Origin of the sequence: Thiomonas sp. OC7, assembly GCF_900634595.1 — a bacterium.
GTDB classification, from domain to species: domain Bacteria; phylum Pseudomonadota; class Gammaproteobacteria; order Burkholderiales; family Burkholderiaceae_C; genus Thiomonas; species Thiomonas arsenitoxydans.
Genome location: NZ_LR131953.1, coordinates 2597518 through 2614110 on the forward strand (window position 1 = coordinate 2597518; position 16593 = coordinate 2614110).

The following is a 16593-nucleotide window of genomic DNA, read 5'->3' on the forward strand; positions in this document are numbered from 1 at the left end:
ATGCCGGCCACGACTGAAGGAGATCGGAGATTTTGGCGACAAACAGAAAAGAGCCCTTGACCAAGCACGCCTGGCAGTTCGCACCGAGGTTTCGCCGTGGCGCGTTCGGCTGGCGGTCGGATCTGCCGATCCAGCGGATCAAGGAAGCGGTCTCCGAGATCAAGGCGGTGGGCCGCAAGGAGCCTGTTCTTGCCGCGGAAGGCGTCATCATCCTGCTGGAAAAACTCTCTCCCGCATTGGAGCAGGTGGACAGTTCTTCGGGGGCGATCGGATCGGCGGTGAACAAGGCTATCGACACCCTGGTGCCGATCATCGCTGCAGCAACTGTGGATGTCGGTGTGCGGCAGCGTTGGCTGCAGCGACTATGGGCCGCCGTCGAGAATGACGGCATGTCCTACATCGAAGCCCTGGGTGAACTCTGGGGTGATCTGTGCGTCACGCCCGAGATCGCGGTGGCCTGGGCGGACGAGTTCCTGCCGGGTCTGGAGTCGGCCTGGGGATCACCTCGAAGTGAGCATCGGTACTACGGCGGCACCGCCGCCTGTCTTGCCTGCCTGTACGCCGCAGGGCGCTACGAGCAACTTCTGGCGCTCCTCGAGAAAGCCCCGTTCAAGTGGTGGCGCGACCGGCGTTGGGGTGTGAAGGCATTGGTGGCCATGGGCAAGCGTGCCGAGGCCTTGCGCTATGCCGAGGCATCGCGGGGACTCAATGACCCTGTCTGGCAGATCGCCCTGGCGTGCGAAACGATCTTGCTGGAATCGGGTCTCGCGGAAGAGGCCTACAAGCGCTTTGCGATCGAGGCGAATCAAGGCACAACCTATCTGGCGACATTTCGGGCGATCGCCAGGAAGTACCCGGGAATTCCGAAGGAAACGATCCTGCGCGATCTCGTTGCCAGCACGCCGGGCAACGAGGGCAAGTGGTTCGCCGCGGCCAAAGATACGGGGCTATTCGATATGGCGGTCGAGTTGGCCAGGCACTGGTCGGCTGACCCGCGCACCCTGACGCGTGCCGCCCGTGACTATGCGGAAATGCAGCCTGGGTTCGCGCTCGCCGTCGGTCTGGCGGCATTGCACTGGATGGCGCTCGGTTATGGATACGACATCACCGGAGGTGATGTGCTTGATGCCTACACGGCGGCGTTGCGGGCTGCACCGGCAGCGGGCGTTGCGGTCGACCAAGTGCAAGCGCAGGTCCGTAATCTGATCGCGGCGGCGCATCCTGGGAGCAAGTTGTTGGAGACAATGCTCGGGCAGCGCGTGGGTAGGTAGTCTGGCATCTGAATGTCCAAATTACCCGCTGGGGGTCGAACGGAACGAGCTGCTGAGCCGCACCGCTTTGTGTGCCTCAGCATCCAGGGGAGGGAATGTGCGAGTGTTGATTGACAAAAACGCAACTACAATAGCGGCATGACAACCAACTTGCGCTTTGAGTGGGATGAGGCCAAGAACCGCGCCAATCAACGCAAGCATGGGGTGAGCTTTGAAGAGGCTGTTCACGTCTTCCACGACCCACTGCAGGTTTCCATCCAGGATCGCATTGAAGGCGGCGAGCAACGCTGGCAGACCTTCGGTCTGGTCAGTGGTGTGGTTCTGCTGATGGTGGCGCATGCCGTGCGCGAGGACGATGAAAACGGCCACGCCATCGAGGTCATCCGTATCATCTCGGCGCGTCGCGCCGACCGCATGGAAAGGCAACGCTATGAAGAGCAAAATCGTTAGGCACACTCCGGACTCGCTGCCGCCCCTGACGGCGGCACAGCAGGCCCACCTGAAGGCGCTGGCTGCGCAGCCTGACAACGCCATCGATACGAGCGACAGCCCTGCGTTGAGCGCAGCGCAATGGGATACCTCCGTGCGTGGGCGGTTCTATCGACCGATCAAGCAGCAGATCACGGCCCGCATCGATGCCGATGTGCTGGACTGGCTCAAGGGCCAGGGCAAGGGCTACCAATCGCGCATCAATGCCATCTTGCGCAAAGAAATGCTGGCACACAAGGCTTGAGCGAGCTGCGATTTCAGCACTGGTCAGGTGGGTGCGGTACTACTGGATATGGTACTAATCATGGTATCAATATACTAAGTGCATGATTTTATGAAGAAAATGAATCCCTTCGTCTCCGCCAGATTACACCAAAGCCCTGATTCGTCAGGGCTTTTTTGTTTTCTGGGGTTCAATAGCGTTCACCGTAGTTCAGCCCAGTTTCACCGCTCAGTGCACCAAATTTGCACCAAGAATTGCACCAGAAATACCGATGCATGTAATCATACAAGTTGTTGTTCTAAAAGACATTTTTTGAATTTCTTGCTTGCGTGCACTGGTTGAGTTAGGTAAGCTGTAAGCATGGACTGGGAACTCGACGCCGACACTGACTTGTTGCGTCCCCTTGATGAGGGGGCGGTGGCAGCAGTATTGGCCCTTGACGGGGGCACGCAGGAGTTCGACGACGCCTTTTGGGGGCTATTTGGGGGCTGTGATTTGCCCGGCTCCCGGCCAAATCAGTGGGTCTGGCTTGCGAATTTGCCGCAGTCCCTCGCGCTCAGGAAACTGAGGCTCATCGCGCTGCGTCGCTGGATTTCTGGCGCCTACAAGACCACGAGCTGTGCGCGCCGCCGAGCGTCGCCATTGGACGGATCGCTCGGCGGCGCGCACAGCTCGTGGCCACCTGATCCAGTTCAGTGCAAGACAAGTGGCGTTGCCGCAGTCCTGACGCCCCGCCTTGCTCGCCCCAACCCGCAGTCAGCCTGATCGGCTGGCCGCGCACGGGGCATCCTTTTTCCGTAATCGGCAGGCGCTCCTGATGAGTCAGGCAGTGCAAAGCTAGCCGCAGGTCTCCTCCCGCCCGCAGCGCCTGAACCAATAAAAGGTTCAGGAATGGATCGATACGCGCTGGTGCTCTCCAATCTGCTGGAGCGGCACTCAATCAGGCTCAGCATTGAAGAAGCCACTCGCCTGGTCCTGGGGAAGACCAAGGTCACAGGTTACAAACTTTTGCGAGAGGGGAAGTTTCCCTTGCCGGTTCATGGGGGTGGCAAGGAGGATTACTACGTCCGGCTTCAGGATGTGGCGCTGTCTCTCTGCGACGTGCAGCTGCATCAGGTTGCACAGTCTGAGACGCCCTCGACTGCGACTCGGCGCCGAGTCGGCCGCCCGACTCGGGCCGAACAGTTGGCAGAGGAACGGCGGGCTGCCCTCGCAACGCGGGGGGCAGGAGAATGAGCGCGCCCCTCGAATTTCACCCGCTCACATTGGGCGAAGCCATCCGTACCGAATGGCCCGAGCGCGAGTTCGTTTTTGGCCCGCTCCAGGCCGGCGACGTAGGGCTGATTTCAGGCGCGGATGGCGCGGGCAAGTTTTGGGTTGCTGGCGCTGCGGCTCTGACGGTCAGCTCCGGGCAAAGCGTGTGCGGCATTTTCGATGCGCCGAAGTCCAGTGGGAAGGTCCTTTACTTCGCGGGCGAAGACCGGCGCGAAGACTACGGCATCCGCCTTGCCGCTATCGCCGCACACGCCCGCCTACATGACGGCATTCTGCTTGATCGTTTCGAGTGCGACTTCGAGCTGTTGCCGATGCGAGGAACCCGGCTCCCGTTGGCCCGGAAAGCAGGTGATGGCTACCAGCTGACGGACACGGGGCGATGGTTCGCGCAGCGCTGCGAGGGCTACCTGATGGTCGTCATCGACCCGATGCGCATGTTCCACGATTTGGACGAATCCGACGGGCCGGGTATGGATTTCCTAGTGCGCTCGCTTGTGAGCATGGCGATGGTGAACAAGCAAGCCGTGCTTGTGGTGCATCACGCAAGCCAAGCATCGATTCTGAACGCACGTGACGACCATCACTCGGGCCGTGGCGCGACCGACTTCCCAGCTGGGTGCCGTGGAGTCTGGACGTTGCGAGGGGTGACAGATGATGAGGCAGAAGAACTTGGAGGGCCACGCAACGACTTTCGCACTCTCGTTAATGGAAAGGCTTCGCATATTAGGGAGGCTTGCCAAGTGTTCCTGGCCCGTGGAGCTGGCGGCGTCCTCTACCGCAGCAACCGCTCCGGCTTGACCCAAAAGGCGATCTCACCAACACCAGCAAACGCGTATCTGAAAGCCAAGGGGAAGAGGGAGGTCGAGCATGTCTCGAAACTCACATTTTGATGAGCGTGGCCTGGCTCCATCTCCCTCGCATGTGAGCCGCGTCCCAATTTTTGCGCCGACACGCAAGCCACGCCATGTGGAATCGTGGGCAGTGGCAACCTCCTGGGGCGAAGCGACCATCACAGGGAGGTTGGGACAACCACACCGCGACGTTCTCGACGCCTCGCGGATGGTCGCCGATCGCGAGGTAGAGGATGCCGAGGGGCGTCGGCATTTGCTTGTCGATTCTGCCCGCTTGCGCTCTGCCCTCGGGTGGAACGCCATCAACTACAGCCAAATTTCAGCACGGCTTGAGGATTTGCGGCTGGCCAGCGTGAGACTGACGATTCCTTCAAAAGGCATTCGCATCAACGGCGGCGTGGTGAGTGAGTACATCGATTCTTTATTAGCTCATAAGCCCCAGCGGTCCTCCAGGGTGATCCATTTACTGCGACGCCCCACAACTTCTAAAGACCAGCCACAGCAGCAGGTCACGGGTGGAGGGATGTGGAGGATCAGTTTTTCTCTGCCCTGGTCCGTGTTGCTGAAGTCAGATCTTGAGACCACGTATCCCCTGCGCCTTATCTTGGGGTTGAGGCATGGCGTGTCGCAGGCACTAGCCCGGTTCTGCTGGACGCATCGCAAAGTTAATGAGCCTCTGGCCGGTCTGCTTAGTCGCCTTGGTGCGCGCGGCCGTTTGCGCGACCGGCTGGCAGAGTTGATCGAGGATGCGCCGGGACTCGGCAAACTCAATGTTTTGATTTTGGACGGACGGTGCATCTATCCCGCGAGCAAAACCCCGTCGCAGAGGATTGAGAGCGAGGTGAGCCCCGTAGCCCGCTGCGTATTCCGGCGAACGTGACCGCTGATTCTGGCAACGTGACCGGCATTGCGGTGAACGTGACCGAGGGTCGGTATTGCGCGTTTTGAGTTTATGCCGGCTTGCATTTCCGGCTGTTTTTCCTTGTCTTTAAGGGGTTCGTTTTTAAATCAATAGGCCCCCGGCAGGCCGCCGGAGGCCCTCCTTGAACGGGCTGGATTAGCTTTCGGTGCTCTCCTCTTTTGCGGGGCGATTTTTCTTGCGCAGCGATTCCCCCGTGAGCGTGAAGCGGTGGTGGTTTTGCATCAGCCGGTCCAGCATGGCATCCGCCATGGTCGGGTCACCGATCCACTCGTGCCAGTGCTCAATCGGCAACTGGCTGGTGATGATGGTGGCACGCTGGCTGGCCCGGTCGTCAATGATCTCCAGCAGGTCCGCCCGGGTTTGGCTATCCATGCCAGCCATGCCCCAGTCGTCAAGCAGCAAGACGTCGGTGTTTTTGAGCGTATCGAGCCAACGCGTAAATGTGCCGTTGGCGTGGCGAATACGTAACTCTTCACCCAGGCGTGGAACCCTTTGGTACAGCGCGCTGTGGCCACGTCGGCAGGCATGCTGGGCCAGCGCGCACGCCAGCCACGACTTGCCCGCGCCGGTGGCTCCGGTGATCAGCACGGCGTGCCCGCACTTGACCCATTCTCCCAGTGCCAGGCTCATCACCGCGCTGCGCTCCAGGCCCCGCGTGGCGCGGCTGTCCAGGTCTTCAATGGCCGCTTGCGGGTATTTGAGCTTGGCCGACTTCAGCAAACGCGCACAGCGCCGGTCTTGCCTGCCATGCACCTCGCGGTCCACCAACAGGGCCAGCCGCTCTTCAAAGCTCATGGCGCTGATGCCGCTTTGTATGAGCTGCTGCTCCAGCGCCTGGGCCATGGTTTCCAGGCGTAGGCTGCGCAATTGGTTCAAGGTGGTGTTCATCATCATTTTGGAGTTCTCCGTACGGGGCTTGTTCACGCTAGGTTTCATTGGTAGTAGCTCGCGCCCCGCACATGGGCGTGTGCGGGAGAAGTCCACTCAGGAGTGGCGCTAGCTTGCAACAGGTCGCGCCGGTTGAGCAAGATGTCGCGGATGTGGGTGTATTTGCTGGTGCCCAGGCCCAGAGCCATGGTGCAGGCCGCCTCCAGCCGGGCCGGGCTATAGCGCTTGGAGAGCGACAGCAGGCCCAAGCAGGCGCGGTAGGCATGCTCGGGGTGGGGTTGACGCTCCAGCATCTTTTGCACCGTGGCCGCACAGGCCACGCCGATACGCTGGCCCCAGGCGATGAGCCGCTCGGGTGTCCATTGCGCCTGGTGTTGGTGGCGCTCGGGCAGGTGTTCGGTCACGGTAGTGAAGCCGCCCTTGTGCGCGCAGCGCATGTGGCTGGCCACCCGCTCTCCACGGTGCAGGGCTTCGAGCGCATGGGCCGTCACCCGCAACTCCAGCGTTCGCCCCACCAAGGCGGTGGGCACGCTGTAGCGGTGGCCTTCAAATTCGACATGGCTGTCGATGTGCACGCGCACCGTTTTGAAGACCGACCACTCCCAGGGCTGAACCGGTAAGGCCATCAGCGCCGGGGCGTCGATTTGGGCAAACACACTGGCACGGCTTCCAGGGAGCTTTTGAAAGGCACGCTGGTTAAGCCATTGCAGCAGGGGGGCAATGGCGTCGTTGACCTCCTGCACGCTGGCGAACTGGAATTTGCGCAGGCGCGCCAGGATCCAGCGCTCCACCAGCAGTACGCTCAATTCGACCTTGGGCTTGTCCTGCGGGTGGTAGGCGCGCGCGGGCAGCACTGAGCAGCCGTAGTGGCGGGCGAAGTCGCGCACCGTTTCGGTGAGCACCGGCTCGTAGCGATCGGCCTGGGTGACCAGGGCGCGCGGGTTGTCGGGGACGATGAGCTGGGGCACGCCGCCATAAAAGCGCAGTGCCTGTGCCGTCGCATCCAGCCAGTCCTTGGCCGCTTGTGCCGGCGTGGCCGTGCAGAAGCAGTAGCCCGACACCCCCAGGGCGGCCACGAAGAGATTGGCCCGCCCCACTTCCTGGCCCCCATCGATCAGGGCAATGGTGGGGCCCGCATAGTCGATGAACAGCTTCTCTCCTGCACGATGTACCTGACGCATGGAGCGCTTGAGAAGCCTGGCAAATCGGCGGTAGTTCTCGCAGAACTGCGAATAGCGCCACGGCTTGACGGGGTGGTCTGCACTGTGCTCGTCGCCAACTTGGGCGCAGTATTCCTCCCACAGCAGCGTGAGGGTGACGCCCTTGCGGGCAAGTTCCTGGTGGATGCGCCCGTAGTCGGGCTGGGCGTAGGTGTCGCTGGGGCGCGGTGAGGCCAGCAGGCGGCGCTCCAGCGTGGCCTCATCCATGGCGGCGATGGATTGCCCGTTCAATCCAGCCGCGACGGCCAGGCCCACGTACTTGGTGACCACACCTTTGGAGATGCCCAGGGCAGAAGCGATTTGCTGGTGAGACAGCCCACTTTCGAATTTGAGACGCAGGGCGTCTTTGAGTTTGCGCATATTGATCCTTAAAGCAGGCATGGGGCTCCTTGTCTAAAAAGGCAAGAAACTACCCGACCCGCGGTTGGGCTTATGCGCAACACCGCACTGGCGGCGTATACCGCCGCGCCGATTGGCGTGGCCGTTTGCAGCGGTCACGTTCGTCGGAATCACCGGTCACGTTGGGCCGGAATACTCACCCGCGACCAAAACCCCGTGAATCGCGGCTCTAGCCCCGTCGATTCGCCCTCCCTTCAGTTGGTCAGTAGACCAGTCGGCGGGCCACTGGTGGTGGCCGCCCAACCCCCATGACCGCCCGCCACCCCGCTGTCGCGGGGGCAAAGGCAAAAAAGTCAGCAAAGGGCCGTGCCCGGCCTTGCGCCTTTCGGCGCCAAGCAAAAATCATAATGAATCAATTACAGGATTTAAAAAAATGAATATCAAACTACTCCTTGAATTTTTCCTTCTTACCGCCGTCATTATCACGCCCATTCAAGCAGCAATATTCTTTGGATTTAGATACTCCATTCGTGGAATTCGCCATCTCTACAAAATGTTGAAGGCTCGCCTGGCGGCCAAGGGAGAAAAATAATGGCCTGGAACATGGATGGGCACTTTTACGTTCAAGTGGAGCGCTGGGTTTTTGATTCAATCCGCCGCGCTATTAAGCAAGATCTGGCGGAAACGGTTAATCCCGATACTGGGAAAATCATCACTCGGCCACTCACCAAAAAGGAGCAGTGCAAAATTATTGACGAATGCGAAACGCATATTTTTTGGCTTACAAGAACTTGGGGTGTGGAGCAAGTCGTCGATCAAATGCTCTCCTCAATTTCGTCTCTTCGGGGTCGGCATTTGACGTATTTCAAGGCGGGGCATTATGCAGTGCTATGGGCCTTGCTCATGGAATGCCAAACCAGTATGCAATACGTGCATTTGACCTATTACCAGGAATCAGAAGGCGTTTTTTATCAAGATTACCGTGGTGCGCAAATTATCCCCTTCATGCTGCCTACGAGGGACTGAAAATGAATAATATTGCAGAAAATAAGCGCCGAAAGGCGCAAGGGAGGGTTTCACTCTCCCCATTACTTGGCGGGTTGGTCTTTTCCCCAGCCGACAGGCTGGGACTTGATTGGATCGACCTGAAGTCCATCGCGGCCATGCTGGCTGCGACCATGCTTATCTCAGCCTCAGCGCTCCCGCCGGCACAGGCGGATCTCAACTCGGTGCTCTCTGGGATGTACACCGCCGCCGGCAGCCCCGGCGTGTACCAGACACAAAATTCCGGGGTGATCTCTGGCGGTTACGTCGCCGTGCGCACCCCCATCCAGGACGTGAACCTCGTGTCGTTTTCTCCCCCCAACATCGGCGCGGGGTGTGGCGGCATCGACCTGTTCATGGGCTCGTTCAGCTTCGTCAACGCCCAGGCCTTCGAGAACCTGCTGCGGCAGATCGGCCAGCAGGCGCTGGGCTATGCCTTCCAGCTCGCCATCAACTCGATGTGCCACTCCTGCGGCGCATTGCTCTCTTCGATCCAGAGCGCGATGCAGAAAATGAACAGCTCCCTCAAGAACACCTGCCAGCTCGCGCATGGGCTGACGATGCGAGCAAAGACTGATGGCCTAGCCTCGATCAGCAAAGATGTCGGCGATGTCATGGCGTCGGCCGTGGGCGTGCAGCAAGATATTTTCGGCGCATTCAACTCCAGGCAAAGCAGCCCAGGCTCGAATGAATCCGCCTTGGCCAGCAAGTCGGCTACCGTCCCTGGAGCGAACGGTCAACAGCAGACTTTGAATGCTCTTGACCTCAGCCCCTACGGGAATCAAACCTGGAAGGCGCTGGAAAACTCGCAGAGTGACCAGCTCATCGACCAGGACAATGTGACCAAAGAGATTCTGATGAGCATGGTTGGGTCGGAGATCGTCCGGCCAGGAATGTCAACTGCAGATCAGGCTGGCGCCTCGGCCATGGGCGCGACGCAGGGTGACACGCCGATCAACGTCCCAGCAACTTTGTCCCTGAAAGACATGGTGGACGGCACGCCCAACGCGCAGGTCAATGTGTGCCAGGCCTGGGCGTCTTCATCCTCCGTCAGCTACCCCGCCTTCCCATCGAACCCCTCCGACACGTCCGCTCTGACCTGTCTGCAGACCAGCACGCAGACGCTTTCCAGTCTGAACTACCAGGGCATCAAGGGATGGGTCCGCAACCTCATGTGGGGCGAGAGTGGCGGCGATCCCGGCATCGTGAATCAGATCATCGCGGGGCAGCCGCTAACCGCTGCAGAACAGCAGCTCATCAACATGAGCGGAATTGGCTTCATGCCATTGATGATCCAGGTGCAGCAGTACCCCGGAGCCGTGCGGTCCATCGCCTCGCAGGTCGAGCCCTACGTCGTCGCTGAGCTGGCTGTTGGATATGGGCAAGCCCTCTACCAGTCAGTCGCCTCCTCGTTCGCGGGCAATCCGCACGCCGCGAAGCCGCAGGGGTTCGACAGCAACATGCAGAACCTTCAGAACTGGATTCGGGCCTACACGCAGGAATTGGACGGCTTGTCATTCACGATGAATCAGCTCACCACGTTCGTGAACAACGTACACAAATCGATGAGCCGTCGCGGCTCGTAGGGCAGGAGAATTTTCATGTCTGTGACCATTCATGTACTTGGGAATCTGAACGCCTTTCAGCAAGGGTTGGTCGGCGTGCAGATGCTGTTCAATCCCGCCAACAACACGGCCTGGGCATCGGGCTCTAGTGTCTTTGGCGGCGGCGGTCTGATCCTGGTGGGGCTGCTGGTCAGCACACTGGTGATCCTGACCAAAGGGGTTTTCACCCAGAAGTTGGAGCTGCACCACATCTTCATGCTGGCGGTGATCTACGCGATCATGTTCGTGCCGACGACCGATGTCGTGTTGGACAACGTGATGAACGGTCAGCAAGCCGTCGTGCATGACATTCCCGTCGGCATCGCATACCCGGCCGCGATCGCCACCTCGCTGTCCTACGACGCGGGGCTGGAGATCTCGCAGGCCTACCAGTCGGTCAACAACGAGGTGCCGCCTGTGGACATCAATCAGGGATTCGCAGCACCGCTGCAGACCTTGTTCCAGATGCGCAATCTGTATAGCGCCTTCAGCAAAGTGAACCCTGATTTGTCCGCCTCGATCGCGCGTTACGCGGCCTTCTGCACCGATCCGAACTCCGTCGATACCTTCAACAACACGACGGACATGCTCGGGTCTCCAGGAGATGGGCATGGGGGGCTGTTCAGCAATCCGCCCGCCAACTCCCAGGCGATCACCTATTGGACGAACCAGCCAGTGCCGGCGGGAACCACCGTGACCTGCCAGGATGACGCACGCAACCTGTCAGCCGCGATGGCCGCATACATGAGCGACATGCCGCAGACCGGCATGACGGCGACCTGCAGCCAGACGACCGGCAGTCTGACCTCGAACCCAATCGTGCCCAGTCAGGACTGCGCGACCGCGCAAAAGAACTTGAACAACCTGCTGGTCAATGCGTCGCAGGGTGTGGGCACGATCATGACCGCCGCTGGCGATCAGGCACAGAATTTCTTGACCAACATCATCGCGGGCTGCGCGGCCACGCGGGGGTGGCAATGGGAGGCCAATCCCTACGGCGACCCCAATCAGCCGCATCCGCTGCCGAGCTACTGCGGCCTGGACACGCTGAATCTGAATTACCAGCAGATCATCAACGCGGCCAGCGCGAACAGCTTTGAGCAAAACATGCTGCCCATGATGTCGCTGTTGCAATTCATGTTTTTCGCGCTCGCGCCGCTGGTGGCTGGCGTGATGGTCATGATGGGTGCGCAGGGATTCGGGGTCGCGGTGAAATTCTTGCTCTTCGGCGCCTGGACGCAGAGTTGGTTGCCGTTCGCGGTCATCATCAGCGATTGGCAGCAAATGACCACCGGCAGTGCCTTGGGGAAGATGGCCTTGGCACTGGCCGGGCCGAGCGGCAACCCGGACACGTCAGCGTTTTTGGTCCAGGGTGCGCAGCTGTCCCGCGTGTTCGAGAAAGTTGCCATTCAACTCAGCACGTCGAACCTCTTGCTTGCGCTCACCCCCCTGTTTTCCATGGCGGTGATCTCGGGCTCGATGATGGCCCTGTCGGGACTGGCCAAGTCGATGGATGGTGGCGCGTCCACCAAGAATGATGGCCAGTTCAACGCGACCACTGATTCCACGGCGAAGGCGTATGGCGTCAGCAGCAACGCCGCCGGTGAATACTTCCAAACCAACCCCCTCGCGCAAAGCGCATCAGTGGGTATCGCAAGCGCGGCCCAGTCCTCGATTTCAGCCATGAAGAGCCAGGCAGACCAGAGCAGCATGTCGGCGATGCAGAGCGCTGGGCGGGTCGGCAGTTCTGTCTGGAGTGTCATGGATCAGGCGCAACACAACACGGCTGCTGCAAAAGACCTTTCGGCCACTGGCGGGCAGCAGTGGGCGGACACGTTCAAAAGCGTCCAAGGGTTTGCGCATGAGACTGGGCTGTCAGATAGCCAGGCCGCGAGTTTTCTGGCGCAGGTCGGCGCTGGCCTCAATTCAGGGGCGTCTATGGCCGGATTGCTTGGAAAGGCCGAACAATTTCTCGCCAACGCAGGAGTGAAAGCGAACCTCAGCGGGGAAGAGCGAGGCCAGATTCAAAATGCGCTCAAGAATTCTGATGTGCAAAAAACCGCCCGCGATCTGTCCAGTCAGCACACCGCGAGCCTGGCGCAGCAAGTCGCTCAGAAATATCACATCGGGGATCAGTCCACACAGTCCGGCGGGCTCACAAAACAGGCCCAAGAAACGGAGCAGGAAACCCAACAGGCTCAGCAGCAGTACCAGCGGGCCGAGCAGCTTCAACAGCAATTCAGCAAAACCGGCATGCTGCAGTCCGGGCTCAACCTGTCCGCCTCGACTTTGGCGGGCACGCTTCTCGCCCGCTATGGGAGCGCCCCAGCGGCGATCAGTGCGGCAAATTCGATGGCAACACGCGCAGGTGTTGGCGATGCCTACGACAAGGCGGTCACAGCCGGCAAGGCTTCGGGTATGTCGAGCGAGACGGCGGCGGCCTATGGGCTGGTCATGGCTCTCCCGCAGGCGAAGAACGCGGAAGGCTTCGAGCAGATCGCCGATTTGGCCGGAGCCCAGATGCCGGCGGGGGCTGCGGTAGCGGGGGGGCAGATCGCCGCGACGCAGAACAGCGTCAACCTGGCTGCCGGCCAGTTTCATGCACCTGACCAATCGAAGGTCAGCGACAAGGGGTTCAAATCTCTGAAGAAGCAAGAGGCGGATCGGCAAAAAGGCTACCAGCCGGTCAACCAGACTGGGATCTCGCCAAACCAAACGCCCATGGGCTTGTATGACCAGGGGCTGCAGGAGGTGAGCGCGACGCCTGTTGGCGGCATCGACCCGAAAAAGGAGGCTGCGGTTACTGGAGCGCCCATGGTCGAGGGTGCCGGATTCATGGCCGAACACCCCGTTGGCACGATGGTCGCCGGCATGGCGGCCAATGCCCTGGGCGGGCTGGCAGCTGGCAAGGCGGCCTTTGACAAGTACCAATCGTGGAAGCGCGCACAGGAAGACAGCGATCCTGGATCGCCTGCCCCTGATTTTGATTCTGGATCTGTCGAGCCTGGGGCGGCCGCCTTGCCAAACGACCCATTGAAGGTCGGTGAAACGGGAGCGGCACAGCCCGCGCTGGCAGGAGCAGATCCAAGCGTCATTGATGTCCAAGGGCGTTTTGTTCCAGATGTCGGCATGGCACCTGCAGCCGAGGCCGCGCTCGGGGCTGCCACTGGAATTGGAGAAGTCGTTGCCACCGGAATTTTGGTGTCGCAGGCTGTCGATGGGGCAGAGCGGATGGCCAACAGCACGGACCCGAAATTGGTCCAGCATCAACTGGACGCTGCGTACAAGGCGGACGGACTGCAGCCACTATCTGACCTACTGCCACCCGAGGGCTCGGCAAAGGGAGGTGACAAATGATGGCCCCCCGGAAAAAACGGATCGCCGCCGGTTTGATGAGCGTGTGGATGGCGGTTTCGCCCATCCTCAGCTCGACGACAGCCGAGCGGCTTCTGGTGATTTCCATCGGCCCCATGCTCTATTTTCTAGACCAGCAGCAGGCGGTCGCTGATGCATTCGACAACGCGGCCAACGCGGGGCAGAGCCTGGGCTCGATGTTGCTGGGTGGCGCCCAGGCGACAGCCGCCAACGGGCAGGGGTCAACAGCCGCGAGCAGCTTCCTGGCCGCACCTCCGGGCCAGCAGGCGCAGTTGCAATCGCTTTACACGCCCGGCGGGGTCGGCACCGCCGATGCCCAGGGCGTCAATGATGCCGCCGCTGCACAACGTGCAGTCATGACCGACCCACAGTGCCAGCAGCCGAACTGGAATGCGGCGTTCCCCGCGTTCACCAGCAACGTGCCGGCGGCGTTGGCCGCGATGAAGTCGGTGTGCGACGCGACGATGCAGAGTTTCCTGGGATCGACCGGCTCGCTCGGGCCAGCCTACCTGGGCTCCTCGCAGGCCGCGCAGAAGGCGGTAAGCGCCTACCGGCAGGCCGAGCAACTGGTGATTCAGTCGCAAAAGAACCTGGCCATGGAATGTCAGGTCACCCCATCATGCAATCTGGTGACGGCCGACCAGGTGTCCGCGATGAGCAGTACCTGGGTGGCGCTCGCGCAGCAGGCCGCGCAGGCCTGCACGGCGCTCTCGCCCATCGCCACGGCCGCCAACATCGGCCCGCAGACCACCACGATCAGCAACCTGGCCACGGCACTGACCAATCTGAACGCGAACGATCAGACGACCAAGCAGGTGGCCTCCTCCTGCGGCTACGGCTACGCCTACTGGGAGAACACCAACGGCGGCCAGACCACCATGGACAGCTATTCGTCGAACAACCCGACGCTGGCGTTCGAGAACAACCCGGCGAATCAGCAGCTCATCAACGCGCTGATGCCTTTCGTCACGGGGAATCCGCAGGTGTTCGCCCAGGTCTACGGCAACTGCAACAGCAGCTCGACCGCCTACGCGAACGCGAATACGACCAGCACCCTACCCGGAGCCACGACGATCACCTCGACGCCCGACCCGAACCCCGCGCCTGGCTGCGTGGAGCCGTTGAGCGCCTACCTCAGCTCGAACTGGATCACATGGTTCCCCGATCCCGGTGCGCAGTGGATCTTTGGGGATGCGGCCGGATGCGTGGCGAACGGAGGGGCGCCCACTGGGGAATCGAACACGCTGTACTACAGCTATGAGAGCCCGTATTCAACGGCCACCCCGGTGTCGCTGTATGTGGCGGCCGATGACACGGCGACGGTGCAGGTCAATGGCACCACGGTCGCAACCTATAACGATGGTGGCGCGATGGGGGCGAGCACTTATCCGAGCACCGGCGGCCTTGTTGAGACACAAGTCACCCTGCAGCCCGGCGTGAACATGATTGCCATGACGGTGACAAATATCGGAGGTCCGGCGGCCGGCATCCTCAGCCTGATGAACAACGACAGCGTGCTGCTCGACACCAACGGATCGTGGAAGTACGAGACGCAGCCGGTGGGCAGCACCTCGACGACGACACAAGCGCCATCGCAGACAGTGACGGCGGCCACTCCGAGCGCCCAGGCCACGAGCACGAACTGCAGCGCGGCCGTGCGGTGCATGGGCACGGAGTGCCACGACATCATGCAGACGCAGGACTTGTCGTTCAATCAGGCCGCGACCGCGCTGGCGGCGCTTCAGCAGATGCAGCAGAACATGAGCTGCGCGCCAGGCACCTCGGTGGCCATGGGCAACTGCCAGCCGATCATCTTCCAGGGCACATCGAACACGTGCCGGACCTTCATCGGCAGCGGGTGGCTGACGAACAACTGCTGCAACCTGCCGATGCCGACGCCGGTGCTGGCCGATGCCCTGAAAGCGGCCTACGACTCCTACTCGGTCGCCACGAACCCGATGGTGGAGGCGCACATCCTGACCATGGTGCAGGGCAGTTGGACTGAGGGGGCGTACAGCGCCCTATCGTCGGATGCAGGCGCGGCTTGGAACATCGTGGACAGCCCGTTCAAGAGCGCTGCAACGAGCGTTATGAACACGGTCGGCATCAACGGCCCCAGCTCGGCGTCGCAACTCGGCAACCTGATCGGTTCGGTGCCGAACCCCTTCACCGCTGTTCAAAACATGATGCTCGGGGCGATGGAGAAGGTCGCGGATTCGGTCATCGAGCAAATTTATGGGAAGGCCGCCGCAGGCATCGAGAAGACCATTTTTGGTGCGGCATCGTCGGGCGCGCAGCAGATGGCTGGTGGCGCGTACAGCGGGCCTGTGATCGGCTCGGGTGGAACGACCCCAACAAGCGCATTGTCCAGCGGCATCCTCGGCGACATCATGCTGGCCTATGCGATCTACCAGATCGTCGTCCTGATCGGGCACCTGCTCACGCAATGCAAGAATGAGGAGTACCAGCTCCAGAACTCGAAGAACCTGAAGGAGTGCCACGCGGTCGGCAACTACTGCTCGAACAAATTCATGGGGGTCTGCCTGGAAACGACCTATTCCTACTGCTGCTATGCGTCCCCGCTCGATCGCATCATCGCCGAGCAGATTCGCGATTCTCAACAGAACATCGCTGGGGGATTTGGTTCAAGCAAATCTCCGCAATGCAGTGGTTTCACGCCAGCGCAACTCGGGCAGGTTGATTGGAGCAAGGTGAACTTGAGCGAGTGGATGGCCTTGTTACAGCAGGGCGGGCTGATTGCGAACACAAACACCCAGGCGGCCGGGGTCTATCCGACGAATGTGATTTCACATCCGAGCGGACTGGTGGGACCGAGCGGATTCCCGACGTCGATGGACACTTTCCAGCAGCCTTGAGGCACACAAGAAAAACCCGGCCTGGGCCGGGTGAAGGAAGTTCCCGTGCGGGTTCTTCAAGGAACTGACTGGCGCGTGTAATCGCTCAAATTTTGAGGTTCACCCCCGCCGATGCGGGGAAGAGTCTTTTGATCCTATGGGGCGGCGCCGACAGGCGCAAGGCGCGGAGCGCCCCGTGCGAGCCGGTGTTGGCAGGGAGCGACAGCGACCGACTTT

The 16593-nt window shown here is 60.9% G+C and carries 12 protein-coding genes; 10 read left to right on the forward strand and 2 right to left on the reverse strand.

Features of this window, described 5'->3' with window-relative positions; genetic code table 11:
• The first annotated feature begins 56 nt into the window (after nt 1-56).
• From BIO17B3_RS12495 to BIO17B3_RS12515, 5 genes are all read left to right on the forward strand, one after another.
• Entirely contained in the window at nt 57-1271 is a 1215-nt protein-coding gene (locus tag BIO17B3_RS12495) for a hypothetical protein (protein ID WP_156054272.1), read from the forward strand.
• A gap of 138 nt (nt 1272-1409) precedes the next feature.
• Nucleotides 1410-1721: a BrnT family toxin gene (locus BIO17B3_RS12500; protein ID WP_156054273.1), complete on the forward strand. Its 312-nt coding sequence runs from the start codon at nt 1410-1412 to the stop codon at nt 1719-1721.
• Entirely contained in the window at nt 1702-2004 is a 303-nt protein-coding gene (locus BIO17B3_RS12505; RefSeq protein WP_156054274.1) for a BrnA antitoxin family protein, read from the forward strand. The genes BIO17B3_RS12500 and BIO17B3_RS12505 overlap by 20 nt, the downstream gene beginning before the upstream one ends.
• Before the next feature lie 1211 nt (nt 2005-3215).
• Complete coding sequence (locus BIO17B3_RS12510) at nt 3216-4148, forward strand: AAA family ATPase (protein ID WP_156054275.1); 933 nt, start codon at nt 3216-3218, stop codon at nt 4146-4148.
• Nucleotides 4126-4989 (forward strand): hypothetical protein, encoded by an 864-nt coding sequence (locus tag BIO17B3_RS12515; protein ID WP_156054276.1) that lies wholly within the window; start codon nt 4126-4128, stop codon nt 4987-4989. Before BIO17B3_RS12510 ends, BIO17B3_RS12515 begins: the two co-directional genes overlap by 23 nt.
• 177 nt (nt 4990-5166) lie before the next feature.
• Here the strand turns inward: BIO17B3_RS12515 and istB are convergent, their stop codons facing one another.
• Nucleotides 5167-5925, reverse strand: coding sequence for an IS21-like element helper ATPase IstB (gene istB / locus BIO17B3_RS12520; RefSeq protein ID WP_156053304.1), 759 nt, complete (start codon nt 5923-5925; stop codon nt 5167-5169).
• Nucleotides 5926-5963: 38 nt separating this feature from the next.
• Entirely contained in the window at nt 5964-7520 is a 1557-nt protein-coding gene (istA, locus tag BIO17B3_RS12525; RefSeq protein WP_156053305.1) for an IS21 family transposase, read from the reverse strand.
• 391 nt (nt 7521-7911) lie between these two features.
• On the opposite strand from istA, the gene BIO17B3_RS12530 reads away from it, so the two are divergent.
• From BIO17B3_RS12530 to traN, 5 genes are read left to right on the forward strand one after another with little or no spacing between them, the layout of a single operon-like run.
• On the forward strand, nt 7912-8070 hold the full coding sequence (locus tag BIO17B3_RS12530) for a hypothetical protein (RefSeq protein WP_156054277.1): 159 nt from the start codon (nt 7912-7914) through the stop codon (nt 8068-8070).
• Nucleotides 8070-8504: a hypothetical protein gene (locus BIO17B3_RS12535; RefSeq protein ID WP_172979017.1), complete on the forward strand. Its 435-nt coding sequence runs from the start codon at nt 8070-8072 to the stop codon at nt 8502-8504. The genes BIO17B3_RS12530 and BIO17B3_RS12535 overlap by 1 nt, the downstream gene beginning before the upstream one ends.
• A gap of 2 nt (nt 8505-8506) precedes the next feature.
• Nucleotides 8507-10108: a conjugal transfer protein TraH gene (locus tag BIO17B3_RS12540; RefSeq protein ID WP_172979016.1), complete on the forward strand. Its 1602-nt coding sequence runs from the start codon at nt 8507-8509 to the stop codon at nt 10106-10108.
• A 15-nt stretch (nt 10109-10123) separates the two neighbouring features.
• Nucleotides 10124-13483, forward strand: a complete 3360-nt coding sequence (locus tag BIO17B3_RS12545; protein ID WP_156054279.1) for a conjugal transfer protein TraG N-terminal domain-containing protein — start codon at nt 10124-10126, stop codon at nt 13481-13483.
• Complete coding sequence (gene traN / locus BIO17B3_RS12550) at nt 13480-16377, forward strand: conjugal transfer protein TraN (protein ID WP_156054280.1); 2898 nt, start codon at nt 13480-13482, stop codon at nt 16375-16377. Before BIO17B3_RS12545 ends, traN begins: the two co-directional genes overlap by 4 nt.
• Nucleotides 16378-16593 lie beyond the last annotated feature (216 nt).